The 14,109-nt window shown below is 34.7% G+C and carries 14 protein-coding genes; 7 read left to right on the top strand and 7 right to left on the bottom strand.

Annotated elements, in window-relative coordinates:
* Nucleotides 1-171: 171 nt before the first annotated feature.
* A complete protein-coding gene (locus CD036_RS09805; protein WP_002508805.1) occupies nucleotides 172-2,556 on the top strand; it encodes a heavy metal translocating P-type ATPase in 2,385 nt (794 codons plus the stop codon).
* Nucleotides 2,557-2,585: 29 nt separating this feature from the next.
* Entirely contained in the window at nucleotides 2,586-2,792 is a 207-nt protein-coding gene (gene copZ / locus CD036_RS09800; RefSeq protein WP_002508806.1) for a copper chaperone CopZ, read from the top strand.
* A 164-nt stretch (nucleotides 2,793-2,956) separates the two neighbouring features.
* Here copZ and CD036_RS09795 read toward each other — a convergent pair whose 3' ends face one another.
* Together CD036_RS09795 and CD036_RS09790 are read right to left on the bottom strand one after the other, a co-directional pair.
* Nucleotides 2,957-4,114 (bottom strand): aminotransferase class I/II-fold pyridoxal phosphate-dependent enzyme, encoded by a 1,158-nt coding sequence (locus CD036_RS09795; protein WP_103388532.1) that lies wholly within the window; start codon nucleotides 4,112-4,114, stop codon nucleotides 2,957-2,959.
* A 156-nt stretch (nucleotides 4,115-4,270) separates the two neighbouring features.
* The gene (locus tag CD036_RS09790; protein WP_002508808.1) at nucleotides 4,271-5,017 is read right to left on the bottom strand and encodes an aggregation-promoting factor C-terminal-like domain-containing protein; all 747 of its coding nucleotides are present in this window, start codon (nucleotides 5,015-5,017) and stop codon (nucleotides 4,271-4,273) included.
* Between the two features lie 550 nt (nucleotides 5,018-5,567).
* Between CD036_RS09790 and CD036_RS09785 the strand changes: the two genes are divergently transcribed.
* Nucleotides 5,568-5,846, top strand: a complete 279-nt coding sequence (locus tag CD036_RS09785; RefSeq protein WP_002508809.1) for a hypothetical protein — start codon at nucleotides 5,568-5,570, stop codon at nucleotides 5,844-5,846.
* A 69-nt stretch (nucleotides 5,847-5,915) separates the two neighbouring features.
* Here the strand turns inward: CD036_RS09785 and CD036_RS09780 are convergent, their stop codons facing one another.
* Nucleotides 5,916-6,959 (bottom strand): PTS sugar transporter subunit IIC, encoded by a 1,044-nt coding sequence (locus CD036_RS09780; RefSeq protein WP_103388531.1) that lies wholly within the window; start codon nucleotides 6,957-6,959, stop codon nucleotides 5,916-5,918.
* Between the two features lie 132 nt (nucleotides 6,960-7,091).
* Nucleotides 7,092-7,508 carry a 6-pyruvoyl trahydropterin synthase family protein gene (locus CD036_RS09775; protein ID WP_002508811.1) on the bottom strand — a complete coding sequence of 139 codons (417 nt, stop codon included), beginning with the start codon at nucleotides 7,506-7,508 and terminating at the stop codon, nucleotides 7,092-7,094.
* Between the two features lie 170 nt (nucleotides 7,509-7,678).
* On the opposite strand from CD036_RS09775, the gene CD036_RS09770 reads away from it, so the two are divergent.
* Together CD036_RS09770 and CD036_RS09765 are read left to right on the top strand one after the other, a co-directional pair.
* On the top strand, nucleotides 7,679-8,047 hold the full coding sequence (locus CD036_RS09770; protein WP_002508812.1) for a DUF488 domain-containing protein: 369 nt from the start codon (nucleotides 7,679-7,681) through the stop codon (nucleotides 8,045-8,047).
* Nucleotides 8,044-8,694: a DNA-3-methyladenine glycosylase family protein gene (locus CD036_RS09765; RefSeq protein ID WP_103388530.1), complete on the top strand. Its 651-nt coding sequence runs from the start codon at nucleotides 8,044-8,046 to the stop codon at nucleotides 8,692-8,694. The genes CD036_RS09770 and CD036_RS09765 overlap by 4 nt, the downstream gene beginning before the upstream one ends.
* Before the next feature lie 10 nt (nucleotides 8,695-8,704).
* Here CD036_RS09765 and CD036_RS09760 read toward each other — a convergent pair whose 3' ends face one another.
* The 3 genes from CD036_RS09760 to CD036_RS09750 all read right to left on the bottom strand — a co-directional run bounded on the left by CD036_RS09760 (nucleotide 8,705) and on the right by CD036_RS09750 (nucleotide 11,784).
* On the bottom strand, nucleotides 8,705-9,286 hold the full coding sequence (locus CD036_RS09760; protein ID WP_103388529.1) for a M23 family metallopeptidase: 582 nt from the start codon (nucleotides 9,284-9,286) through the stop codon (nucleotides 8,705-8,707).
* 158 nt (nucleotides 9,287-9,444) lie between these two features.
* On the bottom strand, nucleotides 9,445-10,383 hold the full coding sequence (locus CD036_RS09755) for a nucleoside hydrolase (RefSeq protein ID WP_103388528.1): 939 nt from the start codon (nucleotides 10,381-10,383) through the stop codon (nucleotides 9,445-9,447).
* Nucleotides 10,384-10,419: 36 nt separating this feature from the next.
* Nucleotides 10,420-11,784, bottom strand: coding sequence for an amino acid permease (locus tag CD036_RS09750; RefSeq protein WP_103388527.1), 1,365 nt, complete (start codon nucleotides 11,782-11,784; stop codon nucleotides 10,420-10,422).
* 275 nt (nucleotides 11,785-12,059) lie between these two features.
* Here CD036_RS09750 and CD036_RS09745 point away from each other — a divergent pair, with 275 nt between their 5' ends.
* A complete protein-coding gene (locus CD036_RS09745; protein ID WP_021459609.1) occupies nucleotides 12,060-13,019 on the top strand; it encodes a DMT family transporter in 960 nt (319 codons plus the stop codon).
* A 95-nt stretch (nucleotides 13,020-13,114) separates the two neighbouring features.
* Nucleotides 13,115-13,681 (top strand): TetR/AcrR family transcriptional regulator, encoded by a 567-nt coding sequence (locus CD036_RS09740; protein WP_002508818.1) that lies wholly within the window; start codon nucleotides 13,115-13,117, stop codon nucleotides 13,679-13,681.
* Nucleotides 13,682-14,109: the final 428 nt, after the last annotated feature.

Below are 14,109 nucleotides of genomic sequence, written 5' to 3'. Positions count from 1 at the left end.
GTGGTTGTTTGAAATAACAAAATTTAATAACTAGTATGCTAAGAGTAGAACCACGAAACCTAATATATAACTAGGCCGTGCGCATCTACTCTTTTTAAATTTAATGCTTGACTTTAATACCTATAGGGGGTATATTGAAGGCAAGATAACACATTAGGAGGAAACTCAGAGATGGCTACTTCTCATAAAACTACGTTTGGTATTACCGGTATGACTTGTACTGCTTGTGCCAATCGCATAGAAAAAAATTTGAATAAATTGCCTGATGTCGTTGCAACGGTCAACCCTACAACAGAAAAAGCGACTGTAGACTATGATCCTAATTCTACGTCACTCGAAACTATCACTGAAACCGTTCAAAATACTGGTTATGGGGTAATTACCGAAACAACTGAACTCGATGTTTTAGGTATGACGTGTGCTGCTTGTTCTACTCGTGTAGAAAAAATACTTAATCGTACAGATGGTGTATCACAGGCCAATGTGAATCTAACTACAGAACAAGCTAACATTGCGTACAATCCAGAAGTCACTACGCCAGAAGCGTTAATTGCTCGTATACAAAATATCGGGTACGATGCGCAACTAAAAGCAACAGCTGGAGATAAAGTTTCTCAAAAAAGTAAAGAGCTAAAGCGTAAACGATTGAAACTTATTATTTCAGCCATACTCTCGTTACCACTACTCTTGACCATGTTTGTTCATTTATTTAATTTGCCAATGCCCGCCATCTTAATGAATCCATACTTTCAATTAACCTTAGCTACTATTGTACAATTTGGTATTGGTTGGCAATTTTATATAGGTGCCTACAAAAGTTTACGTAGTGGTTCGGCTAACATGGATGTATTAGTAGCATTAGGTACAAGTGCTGCTTACTTCTATAGTCTATTTGAAACTATAAAATGGATTGTCCAACCACAAATCACACCACATCTTTATTTTGAAACAAGTGCAGTATTGATCACGCTTATCTTATTAGGTAAATATTTAGAAGCACGTGCTAAATCTCAAACGACTAATGCTTTAAGTACATTGTTAAATTTACAAGCTAAAGAAGCACGCGTAATTCGTAATGGTACTACGCAAATGATCCCATTAAAAGAAGTTGTTGTTGGCGATCATCTTATTGTTAAACCAGGAGAAAAAATACCTGTCGATGGACTTGTGATTAAAGGTACTACTTCTATTGACACTTCAATGATTACAGGTGAATCTATGCCAGTAACTAAATTTGAAAATGATGAAGTCATAGGTTCCACTATGAATAAAAATGGTGTCATTACTATGGAAGCAACGAAAGTAGGCAAAGATACAGCGCTATCTTCTATAGTACAAGTGGTCGAACAAGCACAAGGCTCTAAAGCACCTATTCAACGCCTAGCAGACACTATTTCCGGTTATTTTGTACCCATTGTAGTAGCGATTGCTATACTAACATTTATCGTATGGATCACTTTAGTACAAGTTGGACAAATCGAACATGCTCTAGTTGCATCTATTGCAGTTTTAGTAATCGCTTGTCCATGTGCCTTAGGTTTAGCTACACCAACTTCAATCATGGTAGGCACAGGAAAAGCAGCAGAACATGGTATATTATTTAAGGGTGGTTCTTATATTGAGCATACTCATAATATCAATACCATCGTCTTAGACAAAACAGGCACAATTACAAAAGGAACACCTGAAGTAACTGATTTTACTGGTTCAAATACTACATTACAATTATTGGCCAGTGCTGAACAGGGGTCCGAACATCCATTAGCTGAAGCAATAGTCACTTATGCTCAACAGCACGAAATAACATTATCACAACCTGAAACGTTCGAAGCATTGCCTGGCAAAGGCATTGTCGCTACAGTCGACAACCATACTATTCTCATTGGCAATCGTCAGTTAATGGATCAGTATGACGTAGATATTTCAATGGCTAATAACACTATGCAAAATTATGAAGATGCCGGTAAAACAACTATGCTTATTGCAATTAACAAAGAATATAGTGGCTTAATCGCAGTCGCTGATACAGTGAAAGCTACAGCACAACAAGCGATTGAGTTACTACATCAACAAAATATCGAGGTCGTAATGTTAACTGGTGATAATCAACGTACTGCACACGCTATAGCACAACAAGTGGGCATTGATACAGTTATTGCTGACGTCGTACCTGAAGAAAAAGCAGCAGTCATCGAGTCACTGCAACAACAAAATAAAAAAGTAGCAATGGTTGGCGATGGAATTAATGATGCACCTGCCTTAGTAACAGCTGATATAGGTATTGCTATTGGTACAGGTACCGAAGTGGCAATAGAAGCTGCTGATATTACAATTTTAGGTGGCGATTTATTACTCTTACCAAAAGCACTCTATACAAGTAAGGCTACAATACGTAATATACGCCAAAATCTGTTTTGGGCTTTCGGTTATAATGTTGCAGGCATACCAATTGCTGCTCTAGGATTATTAGCTCCATGGGTTGCTGGCGCAGCAATGGCCTTAAGTTCAGTCAGTGTCGTAACCAATGCTTTACGTTTGAAACGCATGAAATTATAGCAGTATGCTATTAAAAGGAGGTGATTCATATGACAACTGAAACAATTCAAGTTGAAGGTATGAGTTGTGACCATTGTAAACAAGCTGTAGAAGGCGCATTAACAAAATTATCTGGTGTCTCAACTGCGAAAGTTGACTTAACAGCTGGTAATGTCCAAGTTGATTATGATAACGACCAAGTTGAAGTCACAGATATGAAATCTGCAATTGAAGATCAAGGTTATGATGTCCAATAGGGAGTGGGACAGAAATCTGATTTTGAATAAATGATTTCGTCGTCCCACCCCGGCAAGGATGACTAGCGTTGAAAAAAGCTCGGTTTAAAGCGCATTTTCAATGCAGTCAGCTACTGCCAATACAAAAAGAGAGTGGGACAAATCAATATTGTCCCACTCTCTTTTTAATGATATAAATGTGCGATACTTTGCAATCGTTGTATTGCCACGGCTAACTGTTCATCATCAATTGCCAAAGACATACGTACATAGTGATGACCATTGTCCCCAAATGGAAAACCCGGTGCAACCAAAATAGATTGTTCCTGTAACAAATATTCTACAAATCCTTCTCCGTCAAAGTGTGGAGGTGTTTTCAACCATAAAAATATGCCACCCCTCATTGGTTCAAATGGTATGTCAACGTCAGCTAATGCACGTGTGATATCATCACGTCGTTGTCGGAATTTATTATTTTGTTGTTCTAAAAATGCATCATAATGATTGAGCGCGTAAGTAGCTGTATCTTGTAACGCACCAAACATGCCAGCATGTGTATGTGATTGATATTTTTTCAAAGCTTGAATAATATCCTTATTTCCTACGGCGAAACCTACCCGAAAACCTGACATATTATAGCCTTTAGAAAGAGAATATATTTCCACTGCTAACTCTTTTGCACCGTCTACTTGTAATATACTAGGATTTTTACTATCAAAACCAAACGCACTATAAGCAAAATCATGTACAATTTTAGTTTTGGTATTCTGAAATTGCGTAACTGCCTCTTTAAACACCTCGAGCGTAGCAACCGACCCCGTTGGATTATTAGGGTAAGTTAAATATACTAACCGCGTGTTTAACAACACATCTTGTGATATTTGTTGCCATTTTGGTAAATAATCAGGTGCTGTTAAATTCAACTTTTTAGGGATGGCATCAGCTAACTGGACACCCGCTAAATAATCAGCATAACCTGGGTCTGGCAATAATACATATTCCCCTGGATTTACAATAGCAGTTGGCAAAGCTACTAAGCCATTTTTAGTACCATATAAAATACACACTTCTGTATTGGCATCTAATGCTACACCATAATGACGTTGATAAAAATCAACGATCGCTTGTTTCAAACTCTCTTTACCATGAAATGCTACATATTTTTGATTCTCTGGTTCTTGCACTGCTTTGATAAATTTATTAACAATTCCATCAGGTGTATCACCATCTGGAATACCTACAGCTAAATTAATCAATGGTAAAGGGCCATGTGTCACTTTTTGTCCCATCGTTTTACCAAAATAACTATCGGGTATTTGTGCTAATCTGTCAGACATTGCCATTATTACTCCCCCTATGTATCTTTATATCAGAAATGTGCCGATATAGTGATGAAGTTCAATACATCTTACTTTTTACTTATCTGAATATTCTAACATATTAATACTAAAAAAAGACTACTCAATTGAGTAGTCTTTAGCTTTATACTGAGGTAAATTTTACCACCAGTTGTTTGAAGAACGGAAGTCTAACGCAGCTTCTACTGAACCATAACGTTCGTTAGCGTAGTTGATCATACCTTTAGTTTGTTCAGCAACTGAACCAGTTCCCCAAGATTCTTTAGTTTGACCTAAACCTCTGTATCCTAATTCGTTAACAGCATTTGGGTTACCGCTTGATTCAGGCATTACGATTGTATTCCACATAGCTTCTGTACCACCAGCAGCTAAGAATTGAGCTTTAGTTGATCCACCAGTTGAAGCTGATGAAGAGCTTGTGCTTGCTGAAGTTGAAGTTTTTGTAGTTGTTTGTGCTGGAGCACTTTCAGTTTTAACTGAAGTTGAAGCACTTGTTTGTTCTGTTTGAACTTCGTTAGTTGTTTCAGCTTTAGGAGCTTCTACTGCTTTAGGAGCTTCTACTGAAGCGTTAGATTGGCTTGAAGCTTGTGCTTGAGGTGCTTGTACATCTGTTGATGTTTGAGCTGAAGATCCACCGTCATAGCTCCAAGTCCAAGTAGTACCATTTGATTCGAAGTTGAATGAATGACCATTGTAGTTAAAGTCATAGTCATATGAACCAGAATGTACTGGTTTTTCATTTAATTCTTGAGCATTGCTTAATGCTAACTCAGCTAAATGAGCTTTATCAATGTTTTGTTCAGAAGCGTCAGCTTGGTTGCTGTTCGCTGCATATCCTGTTACACCTAATGCTACTGCTAATGATGATGCTAAAACTGTCTTTTTCATAATAAAATAAATCCTCCAATATTTTGCTTCGTAAAACTCTATTTTAAGTTTATAAATTTCGTATGTGCTAATTTCAATTTTTTAACGATTTGTTTTTCGACAAGAATTAATATACCATAAATCCAGCAAATTTGTATTACACTCAAATAACAAATCGTTTACAAAACATGTTCATTGTATGACATCATTTACTAATTGTTACTTTGAATAACAATCGCCTGACAGAATAGCATTTCCAGCACTTCAATCAAACTTGTCACAATAGCATTGAAATGACTACAAATCTAATTTATTTATTGTCAGAAAAATTACAACGTCTCACTCTGTTACATTCTTGTAATATTTCTGACGCTAATTTTGCTCTAATTATTAAGCTATCTACTAATTTTTCTGTAAGTCAAAGCAAGATTCACAAAATTCCAAGCAATAGTATTGTATTTTCGCACCAGTAATATTACACTAATAGTGAGAAAACGTTTCCTTTGGTATAAACGCGAGTTGGCACTTCCTGTTAGTTAAACGAATAACGATATATTTGGGAGGGATTAACATGGTTGCTCATGAAAAAGATTTAATCAAAGTAGACAAAAACAATGAAACACGCTCTAATAGTATTTCTGTAATGATAGACGAAGGCGGTTTAGGTGCTGATCAATATTATCAAATTGACAAGCACAAACGAAACCAATATGAAGCTATATTCAGACAAAAATCTAATACAGAGCTTGTAGATCTACTCATTACTAGTGCGGGAGAAAATGACAATACTAAATTCAACAATTCTTTACTTGCACTCCAAAATGAAGTACTACGCCGTATGAATCATTAAAACACTCTGCCAAACGATAACAGGGAAGTAACGTCTTCACGTTACTTCCCTGTTTGTATGCTCAAATCATTAAGCTAAAAATTTAAAAATATCTCTACTATATAATTTCAAAACCTTCATATATAAGGTATTAATTACAAAACCAATAATAAAAGGTATCACTAAAAATACTAAGATGACAGTTATTAAATTTAATAATGGTGAACCATCCATCAATCTAAAGGATGTTATAGGTCCTACCATACCTACAATTCCAAAGCCCGCAGATTCTTTTGTTCCTTCAATGCCTAACAATCCGCCAACAAAACCAGTTAGAATAGCGGTGGTAAGGATTGGTAATAAAATAATTGGATGCCTTACCATGTTAGGTATCATCATTTTAACGCCACCTAAAAATATAGTCAGTGGCACACCTGCTCGGTTGATCTTTATTGTTCCTGCAACTAGCGCTGCTTCACAGGCTACGATACCTAGAGAAGCTGAACCTGCTGCAACACCACTTATACCTATAGCTAATGCTGTAGCTACTGTGGAAATAGGTGAAATAATAAGAAAACTAAATACCATAGCTATAAGTATGGACATGAGTATTGGTTGTAAATCAGTAAATGTATTGACGAGATTTCCAATACCTGTAGTTATTAATTGCACATAAGGCAAAATAATCAAACCTATAAAACTAGCAATAACACCAACAAATGTCGGCATAATTATTAATGTCAAACTACCAAAGCGTTCCCCAATAACTAATATAAAAAACACTGCAATTGCTGCAGTAAGCATAGTATTTATTAAATCTCCTACCCCTACTAAGAGTACTGCTCCATTTTTAAATTGTGCTACGCCACTCCCTACAAAAGCAGAACTTGCAACCACAGCAGTAGACAGAGGCGTCAGTTGGAAACGCATGGCTATTAAAGCACCTACTAATAACGGCACTGTAAATTGAATGCCTTGCACAACTTGTAATAACATTTGAAAAATTTCATGTTTAGGTGCTAATACTTTAAATAATTCGCCTAATATCGCATTAGGTATTAACCCCGCAATAATAGCAATAGCTACCCCAGAAAGTACATTATATAAAAATTGTTTAGGACTGACTTTAATCATGTGTGGTACCTCCAAATTATGAAATGTACCTATCAATATAACATACATTCTGAATTTTCAGAATATTTATTTTAACTAACTCTAAACTACATTTGATAGAGTGTTTGTCTACTAAAAAATCTATAATTGTATTTACTCATTTGTTAACACTAAACCTTGAGTCGCGTTTTCGTAAAAATTAAGTTTTTTCAACGTATTACCAGTTGGCAAGTTAAGCTCAAATTGTTCCCAAATCCAAAATGCAATATTTTCAGCAGTCGTATTCATCTCGGGTAATGTTTCATTGAGTAATTGTTTATCTAAATACGGTGCTAAATATTGTTTATAAATTTTATCTACTACATTAAAATCTAAAGCTAAACCATAATCGTCAATTGGAGATAAGATTTCTATATCGAACTTGTAAGTGTGCATGGCTAAATCTATATGCTTCGTTTGAGAAAAGTAGATACGATTATCACATTTAAATTCATAATAATTTTTAATGCGAACAGACTGATTTTTATATTGAAATTGTTTAGGTGGTTGAACATTGTTAAATTTATTCATGTTAAAACACTTCCTTTTATTTCTTTATAATATCTATACCCAAAATACAAAATAGTAAATTTCAAGACTAACTACGATGATTAAAACATACTAAAGAAGGAAATTAACATACTAGATATTATATTCAGTTAAGAGCGACAATTACTATTACTTACATGGAGGTTTTAAAAATGCATATAAAATGCGAAAGAATCTATGCTAAACAACAATCTAAAGGCATTCGTATCTTAGTGGATCGTGTGTGGCCACGTGGTGTATCAAAAGAAAATGCTAATTTAGACTATTGGTTAAAAGATATCGCCCCATCTCCTACATTACGTAAATGGTTTAACCATGATCCAAATAAATTTGAAGAATTTAAAGCTTCTTATCTCAAGGAACTAGAATCTAATGATGCACAAAAAACAGAAGTCCAAAACATTCAAGACATCTTAAAAAACAATAACAATGATTTGTTATTACTGTATGGGGCAAAAGATGAAACTTATAATCACGCTGTAGTATTACGTTCATTTTTAGAAGAGAGGTTATCACAATGACAACTTCAAATATGATTGAATTGTCTCATCCTTGTATTAAACAACTAATAACACAAGATGCGCAACTGGAAAAACTGATAAAACACATCGGGCCAATTACATTTCCTAAGCGACCAAGTCCGCTAAAATCTATAATACGCTCAATCATCGGTCAACAAATCACTGTAAAGTTAGCACAAACGATTTTTCAACGCTTAACTGAGACAGTGAATGATGATTGGTCAATAGCATCATTATCTAAGTTATCAGCTACAAAACTACAAGAACTAGGATTATCACGAGCGAAAACGCAGTGCATTATAGCACTATTAGAGCATGTGCAAGCTGGTAACATAGATTTCCAAAAGCTACCTTATTTATCGAACACAGCAGTCACTCGCAACTTGACACAAGTGAAAGGTATAGGTCAATGGACTGCGGAAATATATCTTATATTCACCTTACACCGAATAGATATTCTTCCTGTGAAAGATGTCGGTTTGCAACGTGCAGCTCAATGGTTATATCAACCAACAAATACAACTAAAGCTGAAACTTTAAAACAATGTAATCAACGATGGACTGGGTGCCAAACAATAGGTGCGCTTTATTTATGGGAAGCCATCCGACGCGGGTACTTAGAATATGATCATATTGATGTACTTTAATATGTCACAATTATGCATCATATAAACTACGTTCACCTTCTGGTAGTTGCTCTATATAGTTATTAGGGTCTTCTGCGTAATCATTGCCTATACCGCCTTGCATTCTTTGAAAATGTAAATGTGGTCCTGTAGTTTGTTTACCAGTATTACCTGAAAGTGCAATAACTTGCCCCGGTTTTACCGTATCTCCTTCTTTGACTTTATAATCATTTAGATGCATATACCATTGATAATAATTGCCATTACTTTCAGTGATTTGTAACACTTTACCGCCAAACTCATTATCAAATAAACGCGTAACTGTACCATGTGTTACAGCTTTTACTGGTGTATCTTCTGCCAAATGATAATCTATACCATAATGTTTTGCGTTATTTCCAAAATCACTGCGTTCGTATTCACCAAAATTCTCAGTTTCTCTACTAAAATTGAAAAATTGCTGTGATTCTGAATCTTGTCCTGTTTCTGTCACAGCATATTTTTCATTCACATCCTCTATCCAATGTTTAATTGGCTCAAAATAATAAATGACTGTAAATAAAGGAATTAAAAACAACAGAAATATAACTATAGCGTTAATACGATTTTTCAAGTTGATAAATCACCTTTCTTAAAATTTCTGTGGTCATTAAGTATACTTATTATAGCTTTGCAATGCTAGTTAATAGTCCTCAAATCCCACTCATACTTTAGTTGGAATAAAGTATTAAAAAAACCGTAAGTAGTAATCACGACTTACGGTAAAGGGTTTTACAAGTTATAATCTGCTAATAATTGCTCCATCACTTGCCAAATGGCCTCAACATTAACATCTACAGCAAAATAAGCATTCTTTTCCCCATCAGTTACATTATTCAAATCGACAGACATCGTACCATATGTGAGTGCGGAATGATGTTCAATAGCAATATGCGTATGTTGCATTTTGAACAATTCTGGTTTAATCAAATATAAAATTGCACATGCATCGTGAATAGGACCGCCATCCATGTCAAAGTATGTTTTATACGTAGACTTAAAGAATTTCAGTAACTCAACTACAAAGCCTGCGACATCATTATTAATCAGCGCAAAACGTTGAATAATATCATCTGTAGCAAGTACTTGATGTGTTACATCTAATCCAAACACATTAATTCTCGCTCCACAATTAAACACGCGTTGCGCCGCTTCAGCATCGGCCCAAATATTAAATTCAGCTGTGGGCGTCCAATTGCCGAAAGTACCTCCACCCATTATAGTGATTGATTTGATATTTTGTACTATTTTAGCATCTCGAATTAATGCCGTCGCAATATTAGTCAATGGTCCCGTGGCTACAATTGTGACTGGCTCATCACTATTTTTAACAGCATCAATGATAACATCTGCAGCATGATGTGGTGTAGCATGGTGGCGTGGTGTTTCAGGTAACTTAGGACCGTCTAAACCAGTTACACCATGAATTTCTTCTGCAAATGATGGCTCCTTAATCAATGGTCGTGATGCACCCATAGAAACTGGAATTTCTCCTTTGCCCATAATATCTAACACATTCAATGCATTACGTGTATTTTTACTCACTGCTTGATTACCAGATACGGTAGTCACAGCTAAAATTTCCAAGTGACTTGTTCGAGCGCCTGCTAAGATCATAGCAATGGCATCATCATGTCCTGGGTCACAATCCATAATAATTTTTTCACTCATTATACTCACCTCTATATTTTTCAATAAATTGCTATGTTACAACTTATTTTGTTTTAATTTGTGTCGTTGTTTGAAATAAAATAATGTGATAATAACAAACCATAAAGGGGCTAAAATAACGCCAATACGTGTGCTTGGATTAATAAATAATACGCAAAATATAAACGCAAAAAAGACGATAATACTAAGTGCCATTATCTTACCACCAGGTAGTTTATAGTTACTTTGTGCATGTAATTGTGGATGTTTTTTGGCATATCTATAATAGGCAATCGTAATTAACGTCCAAATTACAATATTTAATACTGTAGATACCGTGCTGATATAAACAAATACTGTGGTCGCATTAGGAATAAAATAATTTAGCAAGACTGCTATAGATAAACATGCACATGACACAAGCAATGCATTCATTGGTATTCCTTTACGATTTGTAATACCCAACCTTTGTGGTGCCTGCTTTCTATCAGCTAAACCAAACAGAGTTCGACTATTCGAAAAGATACCACTATTACATGCAGAAGCAGCAGCCGTTAAAACAACGAAATTTATAATACCCGCTGCAAAAGGAATGCCAATCAGCGCAAATAATCGTACAAAAGGACTGTCATTAGGATCCAACTCATTCCATGGAATAATAGAAATAATAACAGCTAACGCGCCAATATAAAAAATTAAAATACGAAATGGTACATTGTTAATTGCCTGCGGTATGGTTTTATGTGGATTTTTAGTTTCACCTGCTGTAATACCAATCAATTCAATACCTAAAAATGAAAATATTGCCATTTGGAACGACATTAAAAATCCTGAAGCTCCATTAGGAAATAGACCACCATGACTGTAAATATTACTAACACTCGCTTGACCATATGGTGTTTTTACTGCCATTACCACCATTACAATACCTACTACTATTAAAGCGATAATAGTAACTACTTTGATAATCGCAAACCAAAATTCTAATTCTCCAAACATTCGAGTACTTAGTAAGTTAAACGCTAATAATAATAAAATACAAGCTAAAGCTGTGATCCAATTAGGTATTTGTGGCACCCAAAACGACACATATTTAGCAACAGCTGTAACTTCAGCCATACCTGATACAGTCCAAGTTAACCAATATGTCCACCCAGTGATAAAACCAGCAAGTGGTCCAACATATTCATTAGTTATGTCTGCAAATGAATTAAATTTTGTATTGGATAATAACATTTCCCCCATTGCTCGCATAAACATAAATAAGACAAAGCCAACAATAATATAGGTTAACAATATAGATGGCCCTGCTAAATGAATGGATTGACCAGCCCCTAAAAATAATCCTGTACCAATCGCACCACCTATTGCAATTAACTGAATATGACGATTACTTAATTCTCTATGTAATTTTGTTTCCATTGTTTTCCCCCTTGTAACAATAGACAGATAAAATCATTATGATTTTACCTCACACTTCATACCCCTATAACTATTCTTACCTTTGAACAGTTAATATAAAATATTATTCCCTTTTTTTAATTTTTGAAAACGCCTTCATAAATTTTATTTTTAGTATTTAAAAAAGTAGTTGTTTATTTGTATTCAAACCATATTATTTATTTATTAAACATTTATTGCAATTAGTGAATAAAGTGATAAATTTAAAATAATAATATAATTAACGAGGTGTTTTAATGAAAGCTATCTTAATTGGGGTTTTAGGAGCATTATTTTTTTCATTTACCTTTATATTAAATCATGTAATGTCCAATAATAGTGGCTCTTGGATGTTTAGCGCGTCATTGCGTTATATATTTATGTTTCCTTTGCTTCTTATTTTTGTCGCTATACACCAACGTCACCGTCATGTACATCGTCATATACGTCAAAATTTGAGTGCCTGGATACTATGGAGTACATTAGGTTTCGTCTGTTTTTACGTTCCTATAACATTTGTTGCAGATTATAGTCCTGGCTGGTTGATTTCATCTACTTGGCAATTAACTATTATTTGTGGTTTATTATTAGCACCATTATTTTACGAACAAGTTAATTACCGTAATCAAACAATTTTGATACGTGAACGTATCTCGTGGCGTTCAGTAGCTATTTCCAGCATTATGATTGTCGGTGTAATTCTGGTACAAATTCCCAACGCAACTTCTATTAAATTTACGACTTTCTTATTATCAGTAGTACCTTTAGTTATTGCAGGCTTTTGTTATCCTTTAGGGAATAGAAAAATGATGGTGTTAGTAGATAATCAATTATCTACTTTTGAACGAATCTACGGTATGACATTAGTAACACTGCCTATTTGGCTTGTTATTTTTGTGCTAGGCGTCTCATCACACGGATTACCATCACCATCACAAACACTACAATCATTTATTGTAGCAATCTTTTCAGGCATAATTGCGACATTTTTATTCTTTTATGCTACTAATCTAGTGAAACATAACCAAGCAAAACTAGCTGCCGTCGAATCGACTCAAGCTATGGAAATTGTTTTCACTTTAATTGGAGAAATGTTGTTACTCGGCATCGCACTTCCAACGCCACTTAGTATTATTGGTATTATTATAATTATGTTTGGTATCATTATTTATAGTATGTCTAACGGATTAATACAAGAAAAACAAGCAGACAGCTAAATAGTGGTATTTACCTACATAAATCTCTTACATTGACAATGATTGTTGAAATAAACATAATTTAATTAACTTCTATATTCAAGGAGCGACTGTAAATGACAACTACCGAATATATAGATCCACGTATTATTAGAACTAAAAAGTTATTGATGGATGCTTTCAGAAAAATAGCCAAAGAAAAAGAATTACACACCATGACTGTGAAAGATATCACTGATGAAGCAACGGTCAATCGAGCAACATTTTATGCTCATTTTATAGATAAATACGATATTATGGATTATACTTTGTCGGAAACAATTTTGAAAAATTTAAACAGTACACTTAATGTTTCATCAGAGCTCAATCATGACACACTTTGCAATATATTTATTACGATTACAAGTTATATTCAAAGTACTCATGAAGAGTGTAAATTAAACAGTGAAGCCTATGGTAAGATAGTCGAAAAGCGTATTAAAGAAGAATTAGAAGATATCTTTTTATCTTTAATTGAACAACAACATCCTAGTGAAAGCCGTGAGACGTTAGCTACAAGTGCACGTTTTTTATCATGGGGCTTATATGGTGTTGCTCATCACTGGTTTTATACAAGTAATGAGTCACCACAAGTATATATCGAAAAATCTTTACCCTTTCTAACTCAAAAAATTCTTAAGTAACGTTCAATATGTAGACGAACACTCATAACGACCCTTTAAAGCAGTTTTTTATACAAATTGACTTTGAAGGGTTTTTGAGACTTCAACTATACTCACTACTATTAATAATTTATTATGCGTAGCATGTAATATAAAGCGATAACCCGGGAAATCTTACTTCATTAATCAAGCTAACAGTATTAAAAGGGAGTGGGATAGAAATCTGATTTTGAAAAAATGATTTCGTCGTCCCTCCCCGGCAAGGATGACTAGCATTGAAACAAGCTTGGTTTGAAGTGCATTTTCAATGCAGTCAGCTACTGCCCATATGAAAAGAGGTTTCGAATAAAATATGGAGTGGAACAGAAATCTAATTTTAATAAAAAAGATTTCGTCTTCCCACCCCGGCAAGGATGACTAGCATTGAAACAAGCTTGGTTTGAAGTGCT

Origin of the sequence: Staphylococcus arlettae, assembly GCF_002902345.1 — a bacterium.
Lineage (GTDB): Bacteria > Bacillota > Bacilli > Staphylococcales > Staphylococcaceae > Staphylococcus > Staphylococcus arlettae.
Note: the sequence above shows the minus strand (reverse complement) of the source record. Positions and strands in the feature narration are given on the sequence as shown.

Bases quoted from the DNA above. Each gene is read 5' to 3' on its own strand.
- CD036_RS09805 (WP_002508805.1), top strand. From the start codon at position 172: ATGGCTACTTCTCATAAAACTACGTTTGGTATTACCGGTATGACTTGT.
- copZ (WP_002508806.1), top strand. From the start codon at position 2,586: ATGACAACTGAAACAATTCAAGTTGAAGGTATGAGTTGTGACCATTGT.
- CD036_RS09795 (WP_103388532.1), bottom strand. From the start codon at position 4,114: ATGGCAATGTCTGACAGATTAGCACAAATACCCGATAGTTATTTTGGT.
- CD036_RS09790 (WP_002508808.1), bottom strand. From the start codon at position 5,017: ATGAAAAAGACAGTTTTAGCATCATCATTAGCAGTAGCATTAGGTGTA.
- CD036_RS09785 (WP_002508809.1), top strand. From the start codon at position 5,568: ATGGTTGCTCATGAAAAAGATTTAATCAAAGTAGACAAAAACAATGAA.
- CD036_RS09780 (WP_103388531.1), bottom strand. From the start codon at position 6,959: ATGATTAAAGTCAGTCCTAAACAATTTTTATATAATGTACTTTCTGGG.
- CD036_RS09775 (WP_002508811.1), bottom strand. From the start codon at position 7,508: ATGAATAAATTTAACAATGTTCAACCACCTAAACAATTTCAATATAAA.
- CD036_RS09770 (WP_002508812.1), top strand. From the start codon at position 7,679: ATGCATATAAAATGCGAAAGAATCTATGCTAAACAACAATCTAAAGGC.
- CD036_RS09765 (WP_103388530.1), top strand. From the start codon at position 8,044: ATGACAACTTCAAATATGATTGAATTGTCTCATCCTTGTATTAAACAA.
- CD036_RS09755 (WP_103388528.1), bottom strand. From the start codon at position 10,383: ATGAGTGAAAAAATTATTATGGATTGTGACCCAGGACATGATGATGCC.
- CD036_RS09750 (WP_103388527.1), bottom strand. From the start codon at position 11,784: ATGGAAACAAAATTACATAGAGAATTAAGTAATCGTCATATTCAGTTA.
- CD036_RS09745 (WP_021459609.1), top strand. From the start codon at position 12,060: ATGAAAGCTATCTTAATTGGGGTTTTAGGAGCATTATTTTTTTCATTT.
- CD036_RS09740 (WP_002508818.1), top strand. From the start codon at position 13,115: ATGACAACTACCGAATATATAGATCCACGTATTATTAGAACTAAAAAG.